24 protein-coding genes, 2 tRNA genes and 1 pseudogene are annotated in these 18499 nt (G+C 69.6%); 9 read left to right on the forward strand and 18 right to left on the reverse strand.

The window, feature by feature from the left end:
• The first annotated feature begins 160 nt into the window (after window positions 1–160).
• Complete coding sequence (locus QOL69_RS02825) at window positions 161–835, forward strand: hypothetical protein (RefSeq protein ID WP_283401954.1); 675 nt, start codon at window positions 161–163, stop codon at window positions 833–835.
• Window positions 836–841: 6 nt separating this feature from the next.
• Here QOL69_RS02825 and yqeC read toward each other — a convergent pair whose 3' ends face one another.
• Complete coding sequence (gene yqeC / locus QOL69_RS02830) at window positions 842–1573, reverse strand: selenium cofactor biosynthesis protein YqeC (protein ID WP_283401955.1); 732 nt, start codon at window positions 1571–1573, stop codon at window positions 842–844.
• Between the two features lie 119 nt (window positions 1574–1692).
• Between yqeC and QOL69_RS02835 the strand changes: the two genes are divergently transcribed.
• Window positions 1693–2328, forward strand: coding sequence for an IS6 family transposase (locus tag QOL69_RS02835; protein WP_283401956.1), 636 nt, complete (start codon window positions 1693–1695; stop codon window positions 2326–2328).
• A gap of 57 nt (window positions 2329–2385) precedes the next feature.
• Window positions 2386–4317, forward strand: coding sequence for an aldehyde ferredoxin oxidoreductase family protein (locus QOL69_RS02840; RefSeq protein ID WP_283401957.1), 1932 nt, complete (start codon window positions 2386–2388; stop codon window positions 4315–4317).
• A 61-nt stretch (window positions 4318–4378) separates the two neighbouring features.
• Here QOL69_RS02840 and QOL69_RS02845 read toward each other — a convergent pair whose 3' ends face one another.
• Genes QOL69_RS02845 through mvk form a run of 4 tightly spaced genes read right to left on the reverse strand, consistent with a single transcriptional unit; the run spans window position 4379 to window position 7583 of the window.
• The gene (locus QOL69_RS02845; RefSeq protein ID WP_283401958.1) at window positions 4379–4696 is read right to left on the reverse strand and encodes a DUF7976 family protein; all 318 of its coding nucleotides are present in this window, start codon (window positions 4694–4696) and stop codon (window positions 4379–4381) included.
• Window positions 4693–5736, reverse strand: a complete 1044-nt coding sequence (locus tag QOL69_RS02850) for an Mrp/NBP35 family ATP-binding protein (protein ID WP_283401959.1) — start codon at window positions 5734–5736, stop codon at window positions 4693–4695. The genes QOL69_RS02845 and QOL69_RS02850 overlap by 4 nt, the downstream gene beginning before the upstream one ends.
• 45 nt (window positions 5737–5781) lie before the next feature.
• Window positions 5782–6570, reverse strand: coding sequence for an isopentenyl phosphate kinase (locus QOL69_RS02855; protein ID WP_283401960.1), 789 nt, complete (start codon window positions 6568–6570; stop codon window positions 5782–5784).
• The gene (gene mvk, locus QOL69_RS02860; RefSeq protein ID WP_283401961.1) at window positions 6567–7583 is read right to left on the reverse strand and encodes a mevalonate kinase; all 1017 of its coding nucleotides are present in this window, start codon (window positions 7581–7583) and stop codon (window positions 6567–6569) included. The genes QOL69_RS02855 and mvk overlap by 4 nt, the downstream gene beginning before the upstream one ends.
• A 125-nt stretch (window positions 7584–7708) precedes the next feature.
• Here mvk and QOL69_RS02865 point away from each other — a divergent pair, with 125 nt between their 5' ends.
• On the forward strand, window positions 7709–8302 hold the full coding sequence (locus tag QOL69_RS02865) for a mechanosensitive ion channel domain-containing protein (protein WP_048076430.1): 594 nt from the start codon (window positions 7709–7711) through the stop codon (window positions 8300–8302).
• Between the two features lie 29 nt (window positions 8303–8331).
• A pseudogene (locus QOL69_RS02870) lies at window positions 8332–8676 on the forward strand (DUF4870 domain-containing protein).
• A gap of 88 nt (window positions 8677–8764) precedes the next feature.
• On the opposite strand, the gene rpsB reads toward QOL69_RS02870, so the two are convergent.
• From rpsB to QOL69_RS02935, 13 genes are all read right to left on the reverse strand, one after another.
• The gene (gene rpsB, locus QOL69_RS02875; protein WP_048076428.1) at window positions 8765–9565 is read right to left on the reverse strand and encodes a 30S ribosomal protein S2; all 801 of its coding nucleotides are present in this window, start codon (window positions 9563–9565) and stop codon (window positions 8765–8767) included.
• A gap of 16 nt (window positions 9566–9581) precedes the next feature.
• Window positions 9582–10784 carry a phosphopyruvate hydratase gene (gene eno, locus QOL69_RS02880; protein WP_283401962.1) on the reverse strand — a complete coding sequence of 401 codons (1203 nt, stop codon included), beginning with the start codon at window positions 10782–10784 and terminating at the stop codon, window positions 9582–9584.
• Window positions 10784–10960, reverse strand: coding sequence for a DNA-directed RNA polymerase subunit K (locus QOL69_RS02885; RefSeq protein ID WP_283401963.1), 177 nt, complete (start codon window positions 10958–10960; stop codon window positions 10784–10786). The genes eno and QOL69_RS02885 overlap by 1 nt, the downstream gene beginning before the upstream one ends.
• Before the next feature lie 3 nt (window positions 10961–10963).
• Window positions 10964–11158 carry a DNA-directed RNA polymerase subunit N gene (locus QOL69_RS02890; protein ID WP_128906923.1) on the reverse strand — a complete coding sequence of 65 codons (195 nt, stop codon included), beginning with the start codon at window positions 11156–11158 and terminating at the stop codon, window positions 10964–10966.
• A gap of 12 nt (window positions 11159–11170) precedes the next feature.
• Window positions 11171–11569 (reverse strand): 30S ribosomal protein S9, encoded by a 399-nt coding sequence (locus QOL69_RS02895; RefSeq protein WP_283401964.1) that lies wholly within the window; start codon window positions 11567–11569, stop codon window positions 11171–11173.
• The gene (locus tag QOL69_RS02900) at window positions 11563–12012 is read right to left on the reverse strand and encodes a 50S ribosomal protein L13 (protein WP_283401965.1); all 450 of its coding nucleotides are present in this window, start codon (window positions 12010–12012) and stop codon (window positions 11563–11565) included. The genes QOL69_RS02895 and QOL69_RS02900 overlap by 7 nt, the downstream gene beginning before the upstream one ends.
• The gene (locus QOL69_RS02905) at window positions 12009–12362 is read right to left on the reverse strand and encodes a 50S ribosomal protein L18e (RefSeq protein WP_048076426.1); all 354 of its coding nucleotides are present in this window, start codon (window positions 12360–12362) and stop codon (window positions 12009–12011) included. Before QOL69_RS02905 ends, QOL69_RS02900 begins: the two co-directional genes overlap by 4 nt.
• 39 nt (window positions 12363–12401) lie before the next feature.
• Window positions 12402–12486: transfer RNA gene (locus QOL69_RS02910), tRNA-Leu, on the reverse strand.
• Window positions 12487–12635: 149 nt separating this feature from the next.
• Entirely contained in the window at window positions 12636–13388 is a 753-nt protein-coding gene (locus tag QOL69_RS02915) for a DNA-directed RNA polymerase subunit D (protein ID WP_048076425.1), read from the reverse strand.
• Between the two features lies 1 nt (window position 13389).
• On the reverse strand, window positions 13390–13782 hold the full coding sequence (locus tag QOL69_RS02920; RefSeq protein ID WP_004595254.1) for a 30S ribosomal protein S11: 393 nt from the start codon (window positions 13780–13782) through the stop codon (window positions 13390–13392).
• 4 nt (window positions 13783–13786) lie between these two features.
• Complete coding sequence (locus tag QOL69_RS02925; RefSeq protein WP_048076424.1) at window positions 13787–14314, reverse strand: 30S ribosomal protein S4; 528 nt, start codon at window positions 14312–14314, stop codon at window positions 13787–13789.
• Window positions 14311–14832, reverse strand: a complete 522-nt coding sequence (locus QOL69_RS02930) for a 30S ribosomal protein S13 (protein WP_048076423.1) — start codon at window positions 14830–14832, stop codon at window positions 14311–14313. Before QOL69_RS02930 ends, QOL69_RS02925 begins: the two co-directional genes overlap by 4 nt.
• Window positions 14833–14888: 56 nt before the next feature.
• Window positions 14889–14974 (reverse strand) — tRNA-Ser (locus QOL69_RS02935).
• A 265-nt stretch (window positions 14975–15239) separates the two neighbouring features.
• Between QOL69_RS02935 and QOL69_RS02940 the strand changes: the two genes are divergently transcribed.
• The 4 genes from QOL69_RS02940 to QOL69_RS02955 all read left to right on the forward strand — a co-directional run bounded on the left by QOL69_RS02940 (window position 15240) and on the right by QOL69_RS02955 (window position 18488).
• Window positions 15240–16280, forward strand: coding sequence for a zinc-binding dehydrogenase (locus tag QOL69_RS02940; protein WP_283401966.1), 1041 nt, complete (start codon window positions 15240–15242; stop codon window positions 16278–16280).
• Window positions 16270–16704 carry a DUF7977 family protein gene (locus QOL69_RS02945; protein ID WP_283401967.1) on the forward strand — a complete coding sequence of 145 codons (435 nt, stop codon included), beginning with the start codon at window positions 16270–16272 and terminating at the stop codon, window positions 16702–16704. Before QOL69_RS02940 ends, QOL69_RS02945 begins: the two co-directional genes overlap by 11 nt.
• Window positions 16705–16820: 116 nt before the next feature.
• Window positions 16821–17399 carry a (d)CMP kinase gene (cmk, locus tag QOL69_RS02950; RefSeq protein ID WP_048076421.1) on the forward strand — a complete coding sequence of 193 codons (579 nt, stop codon included), beginning with the start codon at window positions 16821–16823 and terminating at the stop codon, window positions 17397–17399.
• Window positions 17400–17420: 21 nt separating this feature from the next.
• The gene (locus tag QOL69_RS02955) at window positions 17421–18488 is read left to right on the forward strand and encodes an RNA-guided pseudouridylation complex pseudouridine synthase subunit Cbf5 (RefSeq protein WP_283401968.1); all 1068 of its coding nucleotides are present in this window, start codon (window positions 17421–17423) and stop codon (window positions 18486–18488) included.
• The last annotated feature ends 11 nt before the right edge of the window (window positions 18489–18499 follow it).

The following is an 18499-nucleotide window of genomic DNA, read 5'->3' on the forward strand; positions in this document are numbered from 1 at the left end:
CATGATCCGTCGTGTGGTCCATGAGTGTACCGGTGGATCGTCTCTCCGGGACCGCTACCGCCGAGGGGTGACCGCGAGCCAGCGACGCGGCCGGCCGGGACGACGCCGGCGGCCCGCCCGAAACGAACGTTGATGGCGTCCGCCGCTGTACCTCCGGGTGATGGACCTGCGCGAATCGACCCTCCGCGACCGCGCCCGCGAGTACGCCGCCGCCGAGCCGCTGTACGACGTGGAGCGCCAGCACGTCGAGACGGTGCCGAAGACGTTCGCCGGCGACGAGTACGGGCGACGGGACGCCCAGTGGATCGTCCGCTGGTACTTCCGCCGCTACCTCGGCGAGTTCCCGGACCGGGAGCGGCGCGAGCGCGAGGAGGCCTTCCGGGACAACGCGTTCGACGACGTGGTCGACGCGCTTGACGCGGCGGTCAACGCCCTCGACGCGGCCGACGTCCTTGACGCGGCCGACGTCCTCGACACGGCGGGAGCTGTCGAATCAGAACCCGCTGATTCAGGGGCCGACCGCGACGCCGACAGCGACGTCGACGTCGCCCTCGACGCGCTTACCGACCTCGACGGAGTCGACGTCGCGGTCGCGTCCGGCTTCCTCCAGTTCCTCGCCCCGTCCCGGTTCGTCGCAGTCGATCGTCGGACGTGGGCGGTGTTGGCCGCCGCCGGGGAACTCGACGGCGACTACCCGGAGCCGCCGTCGACCGTCGACTACCGTCGGTTCGACGACGCCTGCCGGACCGTGATGGAGCGGACCGGCGTCGACGCGTGGACGCTGTACCGGGCGCTCTGGCGGTCGTTCGCGGAACTCCCCGAGCCGTCCCCGTAGCCGGCGCTATTCCACGACCTCGACGACCGGATCCTCCGCGGTCAGCCGCGTGAGGAGGACGCGCGGCACGTTCGCGCGGAAGCGGATCTCCCCCGCGATCTTCCGGGCCGCGGCCGCGTCGGCCTCGTCGTCGACCTTGTTCACGACCGGAATCGCGGTCGCGTCGCCCGGGACGCCCTTCAGCCCGCCCGCAGGGCTGGCGAGGACGGTCGCGACGTCGGCGGGGCGGATCTCCGACCCGATCTCGCGGCCCGTGATCGCGGCGACCTCCTCCGGTCTGTGGACGAGTTCCTCGGTGAGGGGTTCACCGACGACGTGCGCGCTCGCGATCGGGACGACGACGTCCGCGGCCGCCGGGATCTGCGGCTCGTGGTCGCCGGGGGCCTTGAACTCCCGGAGGCGCGCCCCGTCGGCCTTCACGAGCGTCGCGCCGGGCGCGGCGTCGGCGATCTCGGAGACGGTCTCCGTGTCGTACCCGAGGTACCGGTCCGACCGCTCGCGCTCCGGCACCAGCCCGAGCGGCCAGTCGCCGTCTCCCGCCTCCTCGATCGCGGCCACCGGGTCCTCCGTCACGCGGACCGCGGCGACCCGATCGTCGAAGATCGGTATCCGAACGCTCGCGGTCACCACCGCCCGGTCGAGCCGGTCCGCGAGCGCGAACAGCGTCGACTTCTTGCCGCCCGCCCCGACGACGCAGACGGTCGCGTCGCGGGCGTCGAGCGCGGTCGTCAGGTTCATGCCCGGTCGTTCGATCGCGACGGGCCTCACTCTGACGGTCAGCGCGGTAGGAACGGCGATCTCGTCGGCGGTGTTCAGATAAGGTTTGAAAGTGAGGCGGTGCGTTTTCAAAGTGTTCTATGCCAGAAAACGACCGCCTCAGCGGCTGTTTAGACGAGATCAACTTAGAGTTTGTGGAGCGAGAAGCAACACCGAGGCTGTTGATGAAGCTCAGTATTCAGCTCCATTTGTCTGGACTATCGCTTTCGAATACTGTTTCGTTTCTTGAGGTATTCGGTGTTAATCGAGTTCGATCGACCGTTCATAACTGGGTTCACAAAGCCGATCTACAGCCAGAAACTGGCCGGAGCCCGAATCACGTCGCGGTTGATGAGACAGTGATTCAACTCGATAATGAACAATATTGGCTGTACGCTGCTGTCGACCCTGATTCGAACGATTTACTACACACACGGCTTGAGCCGACGAGAAATAACGCGATCGCAGATCGGTTTTTCGCGGAACTTCGCGAAAAACACGATGTAGATGACGCGATCTTTCTCGTTGATGGCGCGGCTCCACTTCAGCGAGCCTGTCGCAAACACGTCCTCGATTTTAGATACGAACGACATGGAAATCGGAACAGCGTCGAACGTGTTTTTCGTGAGGTAAAACGCAGAACTACCAGTTTCTCAAACTGTTTCAGCAACGCCGAAGCAGAAACAGCAAACGAGTGGCTCAGATCCTTCGCCTTCGCATGGAATCAGCTTATCTGAACACTACCATCTCGTCAGCGAACAGATTGATACGTCTCGCTCGCGCAGCAAATCTCGATGAGTCGCACCCGCGACCGAGTCCTCCGGGTCGACCTCTCGACCGGCGAGACCGCGCGCGAGCGCGTCCCGAACGGGTGGCGACGCGACTACCTCGGCGGAAAGGGGCTCGGCGCGCGCTACCTCTACGAGGAGCTGTCCCCGGGGACGGAGCCGACGGGACCGGCGAACCGCCTCGGCTTTTTCGTCGGCCCGCTCGCGGGGTACCTCCCGGCCGAGACGCGGTACGCCACGGTGACGAAATCCCCGCTCACCGGGGGGTTCCTCGACTCGTACGCCGGCGGCCCGTTCGCCGACCGGCTCGCGGGGTCGCTCGACGACTGCCTCGGCCTGCTCGTGACCGGCGCTGCCGACCGCCCGGTCCGGATCGAGATAGCGGGCGGTCGCGCCCGGGTCGAGCCGAGCGACGCGTGGGGAACCGACGTCGTCGAGACAGCGGCGCGGTTCCCGGACGCCGCGGTCGCCTGCGTCGGCCCGGCCGGGGAGCGCGAGGCGGCGTACGCGACGATCGCGAGCGACGGCGGTGCCCACCACGCCGGCCGCGGTGGGGCCGGGGCCGTGATGGGCGCGAAGGGGCTGAAGGCGGTCGTCGCCCGCGACTCCCCGCCGGCGGTCCCGAGCGACCTCGCGGCGCTCCGCGAGCGCGACGCCGCGGCCTACGGCCGGGACGCGACCGGCGAGTGGCGGGCGGCCGGCGGGACCGTCGAGACGGTCGACTACGCGAACGAGGTCGGGATCCTCGCGGCGGAGGGGTGGACGGAGACGGGGTTCGACGGTGCCGACGACATCGGCGTCGAGGCCGCGTTGGACCGCGCCGCGGGGCGCGAGGGCGTCGGCGACGACCGGGGCGGCGACTACGGCGACGGCCGCGACGACGACCGCGCGGACGCCGCGGACGGCGGTCCGACCGTCCCCGGCGACTTCCGGATCGACACGCCCGACGGCGAGGTAGTCCCGCGCGGCGCGGCTCCGATGACGCTCGGAGCCGGACTCGGGATCGACGACTTCGACCGCGTCGTCGACCTCTGCGGGCGCTGCGACCGCCTCGGCCTCGACGTGATCGGCGCGGGCAACGCGGTCGCGTGGGCGATCCGCGCCGGCGAGGCGGGCGTCGTCGACTGTCCGGTCTCGTTCGGCGACGCGGACGGCGCGGCGCGTCTGCTGGAGGCGATCGCGAACCGGGAGCCGCCGCCGGATCTCGACGTCGACCCGGACCTGCCGGACGCGCTCGCGGACGGGATCGACGCCGCGGCGGCCCGGTTCGGCGGCGAGGCGCTCGTCCCCACGCTCAAGTCGATGGCGCTGCCCGGCTTCGACCCGCGGGCGGCGGTCAGCGTCGCGCTCGCGTACGCGACGAGCGACCGCGGCGCGTGCCACCGCCGAGCGCGACCGCAGGACCGCGAACCGCTGGCCGGCCCGGACCGGTCCACGACCGACCGGGTCCGAGACGTGGTCGGCGAGCAGAACGCCCGCTCCGTGCTGTGGAGCCTTGTCGTCGACGACTTCGTCGGCGAGGCCGCCTGGTCGGACCTCGGCGCGGAGTGGCTCGCGGCGGTCGACCACCCGGCCGTCGCCGACGGCGAGCGCGCCGATCGCGACGGGCCGGGCGATCCGGTCTCCGCACTCGCGACGACCGGCGAGCGGATCTGGACGCTCACTCGCCTGTTCAACGCCCGCGAGGGATTCGACCGGGCGGACGACGCGCTCCCGGAGCCGCTCCGCTCCGACGCGGACGACGGGACGCCGGGGGTCGACGCCGAGGCGTTCGACCGCCTGTTGGACCGGTACTACGCCGCGCGCGGCTGGGGCGACCGCGGCCACCCGACGCCCCGAACGGTCGAACGGCTCGGTCTCGCGGGCGTCGTCGACGACGCGACCCCGCTGGACGAGCGCGCGCTCGACCCCGCCGCGGCGGCCGAGTCGGACGACTGATCGCCTGTCGAAGGAGGACTGATCGCCCGTCGAAACGTGACGGGGACGCGGCCGCGAGGCGTCAGCGACGCAGTCCGCCTTCCGACTTGATCCGCATGATGTGGCGGACGTTGAGGTATATCTCCTCGGGAGAGGTCTCCTCGTCTTCGTCGTACAGGTCCGACACGCGGTAGAGTACCGCCGAGAGCTGCTTGCTCTCGGAGCTGTCGCCGCGCACGTCCTCGGCGACCTCCCTGATGAACCCCCGCACCTCGGCGTCCGCGGCGAACTCCGCGCCGGAGGCTCCCTCCGGCACGACCGGGTCGACGCCGGCGGCCGCGAGGGGGTCCTCGCGGTCGTCGCCGTCGGGGGTCCCGCCCTCGTCGTCCGCGTCGGTCATCGTCCCTCGCTCGCCCCGCGACGCCGGACGACGCCGGCGTTGTTCGCGACGTTCTCCACTATCACCTTGAACGCGTCCGCGGTCTCGCCCTCCTCCAAGACGACGGGTTCGCCGTCGTCGCCGCCGGTGCGCACGGAGGGGTCCAGCGGGATCCCACCAAGGAACGGGAGGTCGTGTTCCTGCGCGAGCGCCTTCCCGCCGCCGGAGCCGAATATCTCGTGGAACCCGCCGCAGTCGGGACACCGGAAGCCGGCCATGTTCTCCGCGATACCGAGGACGTTCGTGTCGTGTTTGCCGAACATGCGGAGCCCCTTCGTCGCGTCGTCGAGCGCGACGTCCTGCGGGGTCGTGACGATCACGGCCCCGGTCAGCGGGAGCGTCTGGAGGATCGTGAGCTGGGTGTCGCCGGTCCCGGGCGGGAGGTCCATCACGAGGTAGTCCAGTTCGCCCCACTCGACGTCCTCGACGAGCTGGGTGATGATCTTGTGGACCATCGGCCCGCGCCAGATGACGGGGTCGTCCTCGCCGGTGAGGAAGTCCATGCTCATCAGCTTCACGCCGAACCGCTCGGGAGGAACGATGGTCTCGCCGTCGGTCTCCGGGCGCTGCTCGGCCGACACCATCCGCGGCACGTTCGGGCCGTACACGTCCGCGTCGAACAGGCCGACCCGCGCGCCGAGCTCGGAGAGCCCGGCCGCGAGGTTCACCGCGACGGTCGACTTCCCGACGCCGCCCTTCCCGGAGGCGACCGCGATCACGTTCTGTACGCCCGGGAGGACCTGCTCGTCCGTCGAGAGGTCGTCGGGGATCGACGCCGACAGCTCCACGTCGAGCCCGGTGTCCGCGAGCGCCGCCCGCACGTCGTCGGCGATGGCCGACTCGGTCGGCGAGAAGGGCGCGCCGAGCGCGAGCGACACGCTGACCGTCCCGCCCGCCTCGTCGACCTCGACGTCGTTCACCAGCCCGAGCGAGACGATATCGCCGCCAAGGTCGGGGTCTCGCACCTCCGCGAGCCGCTCCCGCACGTCCGATTCGTTCATGCCCGAGGGGAGGGCTGTGGCTCGAATAAGGGTTCTGTCACCCGATCAGTCGATCCGGGTCCCGGCGTCCTCGCCGCGCAGGAACGGGACCAGCCCGTCGCCGCCGAACACGTACGCCGGCGGGTCGAGCGCGAGCAGCTCCCGCACCTTCGCGGCCATCCCGCCCGAGACGTCCGTCGCGTCGCTCGCGCCGAGCGCGTCCGCGACCGCCGCGAACTCGTCGATCTCGCGGATCACGTTCCCTTCGGGACCGAGGACGCCGGGGACCGTCGAACAGACCCCGACGCGGCGCGCGCCGAGGCCGGCCGCGAGTTCGACCACGAGTTCGTCGCCCGAGACGACCGTGACCCCGTCGCCGGCGGTCGCGACGCCGTCGCCGTGGAGGACGGGGACGAACCCCTCGCCGAGCAGCGTCGCCGTCGAGCCGAGCGGGAGGTCGAGTTCGCCGTCCGCGCCGTCGACCCGCGCCGCGAGCGACAGCGGGTGAACGGGGACCGCGGGGACGCCCCGCTCGCGGAGCCGTTCCGTCACGTGCGCGTTCAGCCGCTTCATCGCGCCGTGGACCGCGGCCACCGCCTCCGCGTCGCGGGTCCCGTCGGCCGTCGACACGCCGTGCTCGCTGGCGTGGTGGTGGCCGAAGCTCCCGCCGCCGTGGACGACGACGAGCCGGTCGACAGCGCCGGACGCGAGCGCGTCGGCGACGGCGTCGCAGGCGGCGTCGAGCGCCGCCTCGTCCAGCGTCTCCGGCCGGTCCTTCTCGGTGATCAGGCTCCCGCCGAGCTTGAGGACGACGGGGGGCGCGTCGTCCTCGGGGACCGTCTCGCCCCCCGTCACGGCTCCACCACCCGGACGCCCTCCGTCGCCAGCTCGGCGCGGAACGCCTCCTCGCAGCCCTGCGTAAAGGAGAGGGCGGTCTCGGTCGCGTCGCTCCCGTCGAGCGCGACGATACAGCCCCCCCCGCCCGCGCCGGTGAGCTTCGCGCCGTGCGCTCCCGCGTCTCGCGCGGCCCAGACCATCGCGTCGAGCGAGCGGGCGGAGACGCCGAGCGCCGCGAGCAGCCCGTGGTTGAAGTCCATCAGCTCACCCAGCTCCGCGAGCAGCGTCGGCTCCGGCTCCGCGTCGCCCGCGGCCTCGGCGAGCAGCGCCTCGCCAGTCCGGACGAGGTCACCGATCGACTCCACCGTGTCCGCGGCGAACCCGTGTTCCGCCCGCAGCTCGCGGACGCCGGCGACCAGTTCGCCGGTGTCGCCCGCGCCGCCGTCGAAGCCGACGACGAACGGCAGGTTCGGGGCGTCAATCGGCTCGCAGTCGTCGCCCTCGACCCGGACTGCGCCGCCCATCGTCGAGCAGAACGTGTCGGCGCGCGAGGCCTGTCCGTCCTGTACGTCGTACTCGGCCCGATACGCGCGGTCGGCGAGCTCGCGGCGGTCGAGCGGCTCGCCGAGCGCCCGGGTCGCTGCGTCGATGCCGGCCACGACCACGGCCGCCGACGAGCCCAACCCCGCGCCGAGCGGGATGTCGCTCTTGACGGTGATGTCGAACCCCGCCTCGGGGGCGTCGGCCGCGTCGCGCGCCTGCTCGACCGCGGCGTCGACGTAGCCCATCGCCGCCTCGACGAGCGGGGTCGGCACGTCGACGTCCGGCCGGTCCTCGGTGCCGCCGGAGTACTCCACCGTGAACCCGTCTAAGGAGAGGTCCTCGGCCTCGACGCGCACGTGGTCGTCCGCGCGCGGCTCGGCGGTCACCGTGGCGCGCCGCTCGATGGCCGCCGGCACGGCCGGCTCGCCGTAGACGACGGCGTGTTCGCCGAAGAGGTACACCTTCCCCGGCGCTTCGCAAACGGTCATACGAACTCACTCTCCCCGCGTGCTTACAGGCGTTGCGCTTGTGCTCGGGGCGAGCGACGCGTCGCGGGACGGCAAACCCCTCCGCCCCCGTCAGCTTTTCACCGGCGGCCGTCGTCGTGCGCCTCATGACTGCGCTCCCGTCGCTTCTGACCCGCTCGTTCACGAACTTCGTCGAGGGGCTGGCGGTCGCCATCCCGCGACTGCTCTCGGGACTGGTGTTCCTCGCGCTGGCGTACGTGACGGTCAGGATCGTCCTCGCGGTCGTCCGGTCGTCGATCACCCGGGTGTACGTGGGGGACCGCGAGCTGGTCGGGGACCTCATCGTCACGCTCGTCGCCATCTTCCTGTGGTTCGGCGTCGCGCTCACGTTCCTGAAGGTCCTCGGGATGGGCGACATCGCGGCGAGCCTCGGCACCGCCGTCGGCTTCATCGCCTTGGGCGTCTCCTACGCGCTCTCCGAGATGATCGAGGACACCGTGGCCGGCGTCTACCTCCTGCGCGACCCCGACTTCAACGTCGGCTACCGCGTCGAGGCGAAGGGCGTGACCGGAACCGTCGCCGCCATCGAACTCCGAAAGACGCGGATCGACGCCGACAACGGCGACCGCGTCGTCTTGGCGAACCGCGAGATAGAGCCGCGGTGGACCCACGACGTGCCGGAGGAGCCGGCGGAGGGTGCGGCGGGCGCGTCACCCGACGGCGACGCGGCCAACAGCTAAATACCGCGGTGCGGGCGGATCACCTCCCCATGGCATCCACGTCGGAGCGGTTCGACACCGCCGGGCCCGAGGGAGACACCACGCTGGCGGCGATCACGCACCTCCTCGCGCTGTTCACGTCGGTCGTCGGGCCGCTCGTCGTCTACGTCGTCAGCGACGACGCGTTCGTCAAGGAGAACGCGCGAAACGCCATCAACTGGCAGATATAGCTCACCGTCTACTCGCTGCTCGCGCTCGCGCTGGTGTTTCTGTTCATCGGCTTCCTCATCTTGCCGGTTCTCGGCCTCCTCGATAGGGTGTTCGTCGTTATCGCCGCGGTGAAGGCGTTCGAGGGCGAGGCGTGGAGCTACCCGCTCACGATCGACCTGTTGTGAAGTTCCCGGCCGGTCCCCCTCCACGAGAGCGCGGCCGCTGGTCGGCGCGGGGCGGCTTCGAAAAGTCGAACTCGACGTCGAAAACGGCCTACAGTTCGTCCTCGAAGTCTTCGAGGGCGAACACGGTGTCGGCCCCGCGGCGGTCGAGCGTCTCGTTGGCGAGGAGCCAGTAGACGACCGACAGCGCGCGTCGACCCTTGTTGTTCGTCGGGATGACGAGGTCGACGTTCGACAGCTGGTTGTTGGAGTCACACATCGCGATGACCGGGATACCCACGGTGATGGCCTCCTTGACGGCCTGCGCGTCACCGATCGGGTCGGTCACCACGACGACGTCCGGCTCGATGTAGCCGGCGTAGTCGGGGTTCGTCAGCGTGCCCGGGATGAAGCGACCGGTGCGGGCGCGAGCGCCGATGGCGTCCGCGAACTTCTCGGCCGGGAACCGGCCGTACTGCCGCGAGGACGTGACGAGGATCTGCTCGGGGTTGTAGTTCGCGAGGAAGTCCGCGGCCGTGCGGATCCGCCCGTCGGTCAGGCTCACGTCGAGGACGTACAGCCCGTCGTCGCGGACGCGGTGGATGAACCGCTCCATGTCCTTCGTCTTCTGCTGGGTCCCGATGTGGACACCCGCGGAGAGGTAGTCCTCGACGGGGATCAGCAGGTCGACGTCGTCGTCCGGCATGACGTCGTCGTCGAAGGGGGAGGCGTCCTCCTCCTCGGTCGTCTCTTCCGCGGCCTCGGCGGCCGCCTCGCTCTCGGCGTCGGCGGCCTCAGCGGCCGCGTCGGCGGTCGGTTCCTCGGTCGTGTCGGCCTCCTCCTCGACCGCCGCGTCGACCGCCTCGGTCTCCGCGTCGTCGTCGAGTTCGACCGCGTCGTTGTCTTCGCTCATGCGTGGTGTCGGTCCGTCATACCGCGTCGTCCGCGATGCGGACCAGTTCGTTCAGCTTGGCCGTTCGCTCGCCGCCGACCGTGCCGGTCTTGATGTAGCCGGCGTCGGTCGCCACGGCGAGGTGTGCGATGGTGGTGTCCTCGGTCTCGCCCGAGCGGTGCGAGATGACCGTCTCGTACCCGTTGCGGGCGGCGAGTTCGACGGCGTCGAACGCGTCCGACAGCGTTCCGATCTGGTTCGGCTTGATCAGGATGCTGTTGGCCGCGCCCGCGTCGATCCCGTCCTGGAGCCGCTCGACGTTGGTGACGAACAGGTCGTCGCCGCAGATCAGCGTCCGGTCGCCGACCCGGTCGGTCAGCTCCGCGAACGCCTCGTAGTCGTTCTCGTCGAGCGGGTCCTCGACGTACGCGAGGTCGTACTCGTCGACGAGGCCGGCGATATAGTCGATCTGCTCGTCGGCCGACTTCGTCTCGTCGCCGTACACGTACGCCTCTCGGTCGTCGTCGTACAGCTCGGCGGCCGCCACGTCGAGCCCGAAGCGGATCTCGAACCCGACTTCGTCCTCGACGCGGTCGACCGCCTCCTCGACGACCTCGAACGCCTCGGCGTCCGAGATCGGGGGTGCCCACGCGCCCTCGTCGCCCTTCGCCGCGGGGACGCCGCGCTCGTCGAGCACGTCCGCGACCGCCGCGTGGACCGCGGCGTTCGCGAAGACGGCCTCCGAGACGCTCGGCGCGCCCACGGGAGCGGCGAGGAACTCCTGAATGTGGGTGGCCTCCTTGGCGTGTTCCCCGCCGCCGACGACGTTGCCGAGCGGAACGGGGAAGTTCTCGCCGCGGAACGCGCCGCCGAGGTGCTGGTACAGCGGTGCGCCCAGCACGTCGGCGGCGGCCTTTGCGGCCGCCATCGAAATGGCGACCGCACTGTTCGCGCCGATGGCAGAGAAGTCGTCCGTCCCGTCGGCGGCGCGTAAGGCGTTGTCGACCGCGCGCTGGTCGCCCGCGAAGACGCCTTCGATGCGCGGCACCGCGTGTTCGCGGGCCTTCGCGATCGACTCGCTCGCGGGCAGTTCGATCGCCTCGTACTCGCCGGTCGAGGCCCCGCTGGGGGCTGCGCCGCGCCCGAAGCCGCCGGACTCGGTGAGCACGTCGGCCTCGACCGTCGGGTTGCCGCGCGAGTCGAGCACGCGACGCAGCGAGACGCTCGTAATCTTCGTCATCAGCTCTCCCTCCGTACCGTGAAGGGGAGCGCGCCCGCGTCGTACTCTTCCGCGGCGACGAGGATCGGCTCCGTCTGGTTCGTATCGATCAGCACGGGTGCCCCGTAAGACACCTGTAGCGCTCGCGCGCCGAGGATGCGTGCCTTCTCGTATCGATTGTATCGCTGTTCTGACATGGTTTACTGGTACGGCGAGACGACGTCGACGAGGTCCTTATGACTCACCATCATCCGGCGGCAGCAGTGCCGGTCGACCCCGAGGTCGTCGAGCACCTCGCCGGGGTCTTCGTCGCCCTCGCGAGCCCGCTCTTTGAACTCTTCCCAGTGTTCACCCACGACGTTGCCGCACGTGAAACACCGGACGGGGATCATCATGACTGGATCACCTCAGCGGTAGGACTTCTGGTAGCGAGCGCGTGCGCCGGGTCCGCCCCACTTCTTGGGTTCGGACTGGCGCACGTCGTTGACCAGCAGGGTGCGGTCGAAGCTCATGTACGCGTCTCGCAGTTCGGCGTCGCCGAGGTGCTGGACGAGACCGCGCGCGATGGCGGTCCGCGTCGCGTCGGCCTGTCCGCTGAACCCGCCGCCCTCGACATCGATGTCGATGTCGACGCCGTCGCGGAGCTCCTCGCCCGCGATGCGGAACGGCTCCAGCATCTTGAGCCGCGCCTGCTCCGGTTCGACCAGCTCGACTGGCTGGGAGTTGATGCGAACGCGACCCTCGCCCTCGCGCACGGTGGCGCGGGCGACGGCCGTCTTCTTCTTGCCTGAGGTGTTCGTTACCATGTGACGTTGGCTCCCAGAGACTCGGAGATCGATCCGAGCGTCGTGAATTTGATGTTCGAGAGTCGGTCGAGCGAGGTGCCGTCGAGAACGACGCTCTCGACGTCCTCGTCGCGCTCGTAGGGGTTCCCGACGTACACGCGCACGTTCGAGAACGCCTCGCGGCCGTCCTCGGACTTGTACGGCAGCATGCCGCGGATGGCGCGCTTGAAGATGCGGTCGGGGCGCTTGGGGTAGTACGGCCCGCTGTCGGAGCCGAGCTCCGCGCGGGTGTGGTACGTCTCCATCGTCGCCTCCTCGTTGCCGGTGATGACGGCGCGCTCGGCGTTGACGACGGCGACAGTCTCCCCGGAGAGGGCGCGCTGTGCGACCTCCGAGGAGACGCGACCGAGGATACAGTCGCGGGCGTCGACGACGACGTCCGCGTCTACCTTCGCGAGACTCATCGGAGTACCCTCACGTTGCTTCCTTCGGGATTCTGTTCGATGAACTGTTCCAGCGTCACCGCTTCGCCGGTCTGGTCGATCTTCGTCCGGGCGGTCCCGGAGAAGTCGACCGCGGCGACGGTGACGTTCGTTTCGAGCACACCGCTGCCCAGCACCTTGCCGGGGACGACGACCGTCTCGTCTTCCTGAGCGTACCGCTCGATGCGGCCCAGGTTGACCTCAGCGTGCGTGCGCCGTGGCTTCTCTAATCGGTCGGCGACATCCTGCCACACGTTGGCACCGGAATCTCGCGAGACCGACTTCAGATCGGCGATGAGGTTCTGTAGTTTCGGGTTCGTCTTGCTACTCATAGCTGTCCCTCCTGAACGGAGAGTTCGTGGAAAACGGAGTGCAGGGAGCAGGATTTGAACCTGCGGACCTCTACAGGACAGCGCCCTGAACGCTGCGCCGTTGGCCTGACTTGGCTATCCCTGCGTGCACTCCACCGTATTCCGGCTCCCTTCAAACCACTTTCGGTCCCGCCGTCCGCCGAGCCCGCGGCGGCCACCTCGTCGGTCGAGGCGGCACCGGGGCTGTCGGCGGGGGCGACGGTCAGGGGGTTGGTTCGAAGGGCCGTCATTTCCTTATACCGCGACTTTCGTCTGTAGTTCGTCCGCGCGCTCCTCGATGGAGTCGATCGCGCGGAGCAGCAGTTCCTCGACGTCGAACGAGCCGTCCGTCTCGATGTGGAAGACGAACGCGCCCGGCACGTCCTCGACCGCGACCTCCTTCCCGGGGAACCGTTCCGAGAGGTCGTTGTCGAACTCGTCCGTGAGCTCGATCGCTCCGTCGGGGGTCTCGATGACGCCGCGGAGGATGTTCGGCTCGTCGTCGTCGAACTCGCCGCGGTCGCCTTCGACCGTGACGCGCTGGAGATGGCGGTAGCCGACGGAGACGCCGCCCTGGTGTTTGGCGTGCTCCTTGCCGGTGTCGAGGACCGCGTCGGCCTCGAACTCCAACCGCTGTCCCTCCTTCAGCTCGATGATCGGGACGTTGTCGTCGGCGACCTCGACGAGCGGATCGCTGCTCTCGATGTCGCCGGAGTACGCCGTCGCCGGGCCTTCGACGTCGAGCGCGAGGGTGACCTCGTCGCCGACCTCGAAGTCGTCGAGCGGCGTCGTCAGGGGAACGAGCCCCAGACGCAGGCCGATCATCTCGTCGAACATGACCGAGGAGTTCTCGACGAACCGAACCGTGTCGATCGAGAACGTCGGGACGTCGGCGATCATCGCCCGACGGATGCCGTTGGCGAACGCCGGGGTGAGCCCGCGGATCAGCACCCGCGCGCTGCGTTCGTCCCGTTCGACGTACTGGACGTCGAATTCGTCTTCGGTCATGTCAGACTCGCTTGTTCTTCGGTGCCTTCGTCCCGTCGTGCGGGATGGGCGTGACGTCCTCGATCCGGCCGATCTCGACGCCCGCACGCGAGAGCGCGCGAATCGTCGCCTGCGCACCGGGACCGGTGGACTTGTTGAGGTTGCCGCCGGGACCGCGCACGCGAACGTGTACGCCCTCCAGACCGGCGTCCTTGACGCGCTCGGCGACGACCTCCGCCATCTGCATGGCGGCGTACGGCGACGCCTCGTCGCGGTTCTGCTTCACCACGGTGCCGCCGGACGACTTGGCGATCGTCTCGGCTCCCGTCTCGTCGGTGACCGTGATGAGCGTGTTGTTGAACGACGCGTACACGTGGGCGATGCCCCACTTTCCTCCGTCTTCGGATTCACTCATGATGTTACTCCTGTGACTCCGCGCGCTCGGGGTGGAGATCGTCCGCGAGCGGACTGTTCTCGTCGAAGGCGATGGCACCTTCGTCGTCGACGTCCACCTTCACCGACGGGCGCGTGACGCGAGCGCCGTTGACGGTGATGTGGCCGTGGACGATGAACTGGCGGGCCTGCTGGGTCGAGGAGGCGAACCCCTGACGGTAGACGATCGTCTGGAAGCGGCGCTCCAGCAGGTCGGTCACGTCGAGCGACAGGACCGTCGAGATGTCGTCGTTGTCGCCGAGGATGCCGATGCGGCGGAGTCGTGCGACGAACTCCGCGCCGGCGTCCTGAGCGGCGTCGACGTCACCCTGCGCCTCGCCGAGCAGCCGTCGGGCCTCCCGACGCATGTTGCGCAGCTCGGACTGGGCGCGCCAGAACTCCTCTTTGTTCTTCAGACCGTACCGCGAGAGGAGGTCGGACTCCTCGGCGATGCGCTCGCCTTGGTACGGGTGGTTCGGCGTCTCGTAGCCCTTCGTGTTTTTCCCGGTGCTCATTCGTCGTCACCCTCCTCTTCGTCGGCCATCTCCTCGCGGATCTCCTCGACGTTGACCCCGATGGTCCCCTCCGAGCGACCCGTGGACTTGGTGCGCTGGCCGCGAACCTTCTGTCCGCGCTTGTGACGCACGCCCTTGTACGATTCGATGATCTTCATCCGGTTGATGTCGTGGCGGCGCTTCTCGTTGACGTCGGTGCCGACGAGGTGCGTCGTCTCTCCGGTGAAGAAGTCGTTCTGTCTGTTCGTCATCCACGACGGGACGTGGTCTTCGAGGTTCTCGGCGATGTCGACCACCGCGTCGATGTCATCCTCATCGAGGAGCCCGAACGTGGCGTTTCGGTCCACGTCGGCCTTCTCGGCGACCAGCCGCGCCGTGCGCGTGCCGATGCCGTCGAGTTCGGACAGGCTTCGCTCGACCGTCTTCGTCCCGTCGAGGTCCGCGCCCCCGATCCGAACGAAGTACTGGAGGTCTTCCTCCTCCTCCGGCGAGTCGTCCTGTGATTCTTCCGTGCTCATGTGTTGGTTGTGGTGAGTCCTACCGGCGCGAATCCGGCGGTACTCGTCCGTTCGAGCGTTGCGGCGGGGATTCGAACCCCGGAGGCAGTGACGCCACAGAGTTAGCAACCCTGCGCCTTGGGCCAAGCTTGGCTACCGCAACCCGCGTTGTAACATCGCCCTCTCGGACTCGGGGCCCGACGCCCCTACAGTTCGTGCGTTCGTTACCTCCCGCTTTCGGTACTTAAACATCACGAATCGGTCGGGTCGCTGTGGGCGATTCGCACGGTCGCCGCCACCCAGTGCCGCCGGGGTTTCGGTTTCGCGAGGCCCGTTCGGTTCCCGGCGGATCGGTCGGTCCCGTGAAAGCCGTGTCACCCGGTTCCGTGAGGCGTACTGTTTAGTGGGTTCCGCGGGAGGGTCCGAACATGAAGGCCGTTCAGTTCGGCGACCACGGCGACCGCGACGTGATCGAGTACGGCGATTTCCCCGACCCCGAACCCGACCGCGGCGAGGTGGTGATCGACGTCAAGGCCGGCGCGCTGAACCACCTCGACATCTGGACGCGACGCGGGATGCCCGGGATCGACCTGGAGATGCCGCACATCCCCGGCAGCGACGCGGCGGGCGTCGTTGACGCCGTCGGCGAGGGCGTGACGCGCTTCGAGCCGGGCGACCGCGCCGCGGTGAGCGCCGGCGTCGCCTGCGGGAACTGCGAGTTCTGTCGCAACGGCGAGGAGTCGCTGTGCGTCTCCTTCCACATCATCGGCGAACACGTCCGCGGCGTCCACGCCGAGAAGGCGGTCGTCCCCGCGGAGAACCTCGTTCCCGTCCCGTCCGGCGTCGACTGGGAGGTCGCCGGCTCCGCGTCGCTCGTGTTCCAGACCGCGTGGCGCATGCTTCACACGCGCGCCGAGATCGAGGCGGGCGAGAAGGTGCTCGTCTTAGGTGCCTCCGGCGGCGTCGGCCACGCCGCCGTCCAGATCGCCGACCACGCGGGCTGTGAGGTGTTCGCGACCGCCTCGACCGAGGAGAAGCTCTCCCACGCCGAGGACTGCGGCGCGGACCACGTCATCGACTACGAGACCAACGACTTCGCCGACGAGATCGGCGAACGCACCGGCAAGCGCGGCGTCGACGTCGTCGTCGACCACATCGGCGAGGCCACTTACCCGGACTCGCTGAAGTCGATGGCGAAGGGCGGCCGCCTCGTCACCTGCGGCGCGACGACCGGCGGGAACCCCGGAGCCGGACTCAACCGCATCTTCTGGAACCAGCTGTCGGTGCTCGGCTCGACGATGGCGACGCCCGGCGAGGTCGACGACGTCTTGGAGCTCGTCTGGGACGGCACCTTCGAACCCCGCGTCCGCGAGGTCCTCCCGATGAGCGAGGCTTCGCGCGCACACGAGATGATCGAAAACCGTGAGGGCTTTGGCAAAGTGGTGGTTAAACCGGACAGTGAGTTCTGAGACCGACGGCGACGGAAACGAGACCGCCGACGCCCCGGACGAGACCGCCGACGGTACCACCGACGGCGGCTACGTTCACGTCCCCGGAGCCGACGGCGACGGCGGGACGGACGATCCCGCGGCCGACCGCGACGGCAAGGGGGACGACGCGGGCGACCGCGGCGACGCTCCGCGGGACCGGACGGAACCCGCCGCCGACCCGACGGCCGACGGCTTCGGCCGCAAGGGGTGGGCGCTGACGGCCGTGCTGTTCACCTGCGTGCTGGTCATCCCGGGGATCATCTACATCTACCCGTACGCCGCGGGCGCGTTCGGGTTCACCTTCTTCGCGACGTACCTCGCCTTACCGCTCGTCCCCGCGCTCCTCCTCGGCCTCGTCGCGGTCTGGTCGATGACGGCCGCGACCGCGGACGGCGAGGCCTGAGGGGTCGCCGCGTCCGCTCACCGGTCGGTTCCGCTCACCGGTCGGTCCCGCTCACCGGTCGGTTCCGCTCGGCGGCGAACGACAACCGTTTTGAACGACACCCGCGGAGTGGAGCTATGTTGATCACCGTCTCCGGCCCGCCAGGGAGCGGGAAGAGCACCAACGCCGTCCAGCTCGCGGACGCGCTCGGTCTCGGACACGTCTCCGGCGGCGACATCTTCCGCGAGATGGCGGCCGAACGCGACATGACGCCCGTCGAGTTCAACGAGTTCGCCGAGGAGGACCCGCAGATCGACCGCGACCTCGACCGCCGGCTCCGCGATATCGCCGTCGAGCGCGACGACGTCGTCCTCGAATCCCGGCTCGCCGGCTGGCTCGCGGCCGACCACGCGGACTTCCGGTTCTGGTTCGACGCGCCGCTGTCGGTCCGCGCGGAGCGGATCGCCGAGCGCGAGGCGAAGCCGGTCGACCGCGCCCGAACCGAGACGGAGCGCCGGGAGACCTCCGAGCGCAAGCGGTATCAGGAATACTACAACATCGACATCGAGGATCTCTCGATCTACGACGCCGCGTACAACACCGCCCGGTGGGGGCCCGAGCGCTTCCTCGACGTCCTCGTCGCGACGGTCGAGGCGTACGACCGCGCAACCGACGAGGGGAAGGCACCCGTCGAGGGCGTCGTGTACGACTTCTGAGTTCCCCCGCTCCGTCCGAGCATGACAGACTCACCCGACGACGCCGACCGCGACGCTCCCGGCAACGGCTCCGCCGACGCCCGCGCAGACGGTGGCGACTCCGCGGCCGGCGACGACCCGCTCAGGGCCCCGCCCGGCGAGCGCTCGGTGCCGGAACTGCTCCGGTTCGGCGTCGTCAACCTCCACAAGCCCGCCGGTCCCTCCTCGCATCAGGTGTCCGCGTGGGTGCGGGACGCGATCGACGAGACGCTCGCGGCGCTCGATCCCGAGGGGCCTCCCACGGGCGGCGTCGCGCACTCCGGGACGCTCGATCCGAAGGTCACCGGCTGTCTCCCCACCCTGACCGGGGACGCGACGCGCATGGCGCAGGTGTTCCTCGAAGGGGCCAAGGAGTACGTCGCGGTGCTGGAGCTCCACGCGTCGCCCCCGAGCGACTTCCGCGAGGTGGTCGCGGAGTTCGAGAGCGAAATCTACCAGAAGCCGCCGCGGAAGAGCGCCGTGAGCCGTCGGCTGCGCACGCGGACGGTCCACGACCTCGACGTGCTGGAAGCCGCCGACCGGAAGGCCCTCCTCCGGATCCGGTGTGAGTCGGGGACGTACGTCCGGAAGCTGTGCCACGACGTCGGGCTCGCGACCGGCGTCGGCGCGCACATGGGCCACCTCCGACGGACCGCCACCGACCCGTTCGACGACCGCGACCTGCGGACGCTCCAAGACCTCGTCGACGCGCTCGCGTGGGCCGAAGACGGCGACGACGCGCTCCTCCGCGAGGTGGTCCGCCCCGCCGAGGACGCCCTGACGCACCTCCCCGCGGTAACGGTCGCGCGGTCGGCCGCGCGCAACGTCGCGACCGGCGCGCCCGTGTACGCCCCCGGCGTGATCGACGTCGACGACGCGGCGGTCCCCCGAGTTCGAGACGACGAGGCGACTGACGACGCCGACGCTGACGACGAGGCGACCGACGATGCCGACCCGCCGCTCGTCGCATGTTTCACGCCCGACGGCGTCGCGGTCTGTCTCGGGCGGGTCGTCGGCGACCCCGACGCCGAGTCCGGCGTGGTCGTCTCGCTGGAGCGCGTCCTTTTATAATCGACCGCTCG

This window comes from Halorubrum sp. DM2, from assembly GCF_901686465.1.
In the GTDB taxonomy this organism is placed as follows: Archaea; Halobacteriota; Halobacteria; order Halobacteriales; family Haloferacaceae; genus Halorubrum.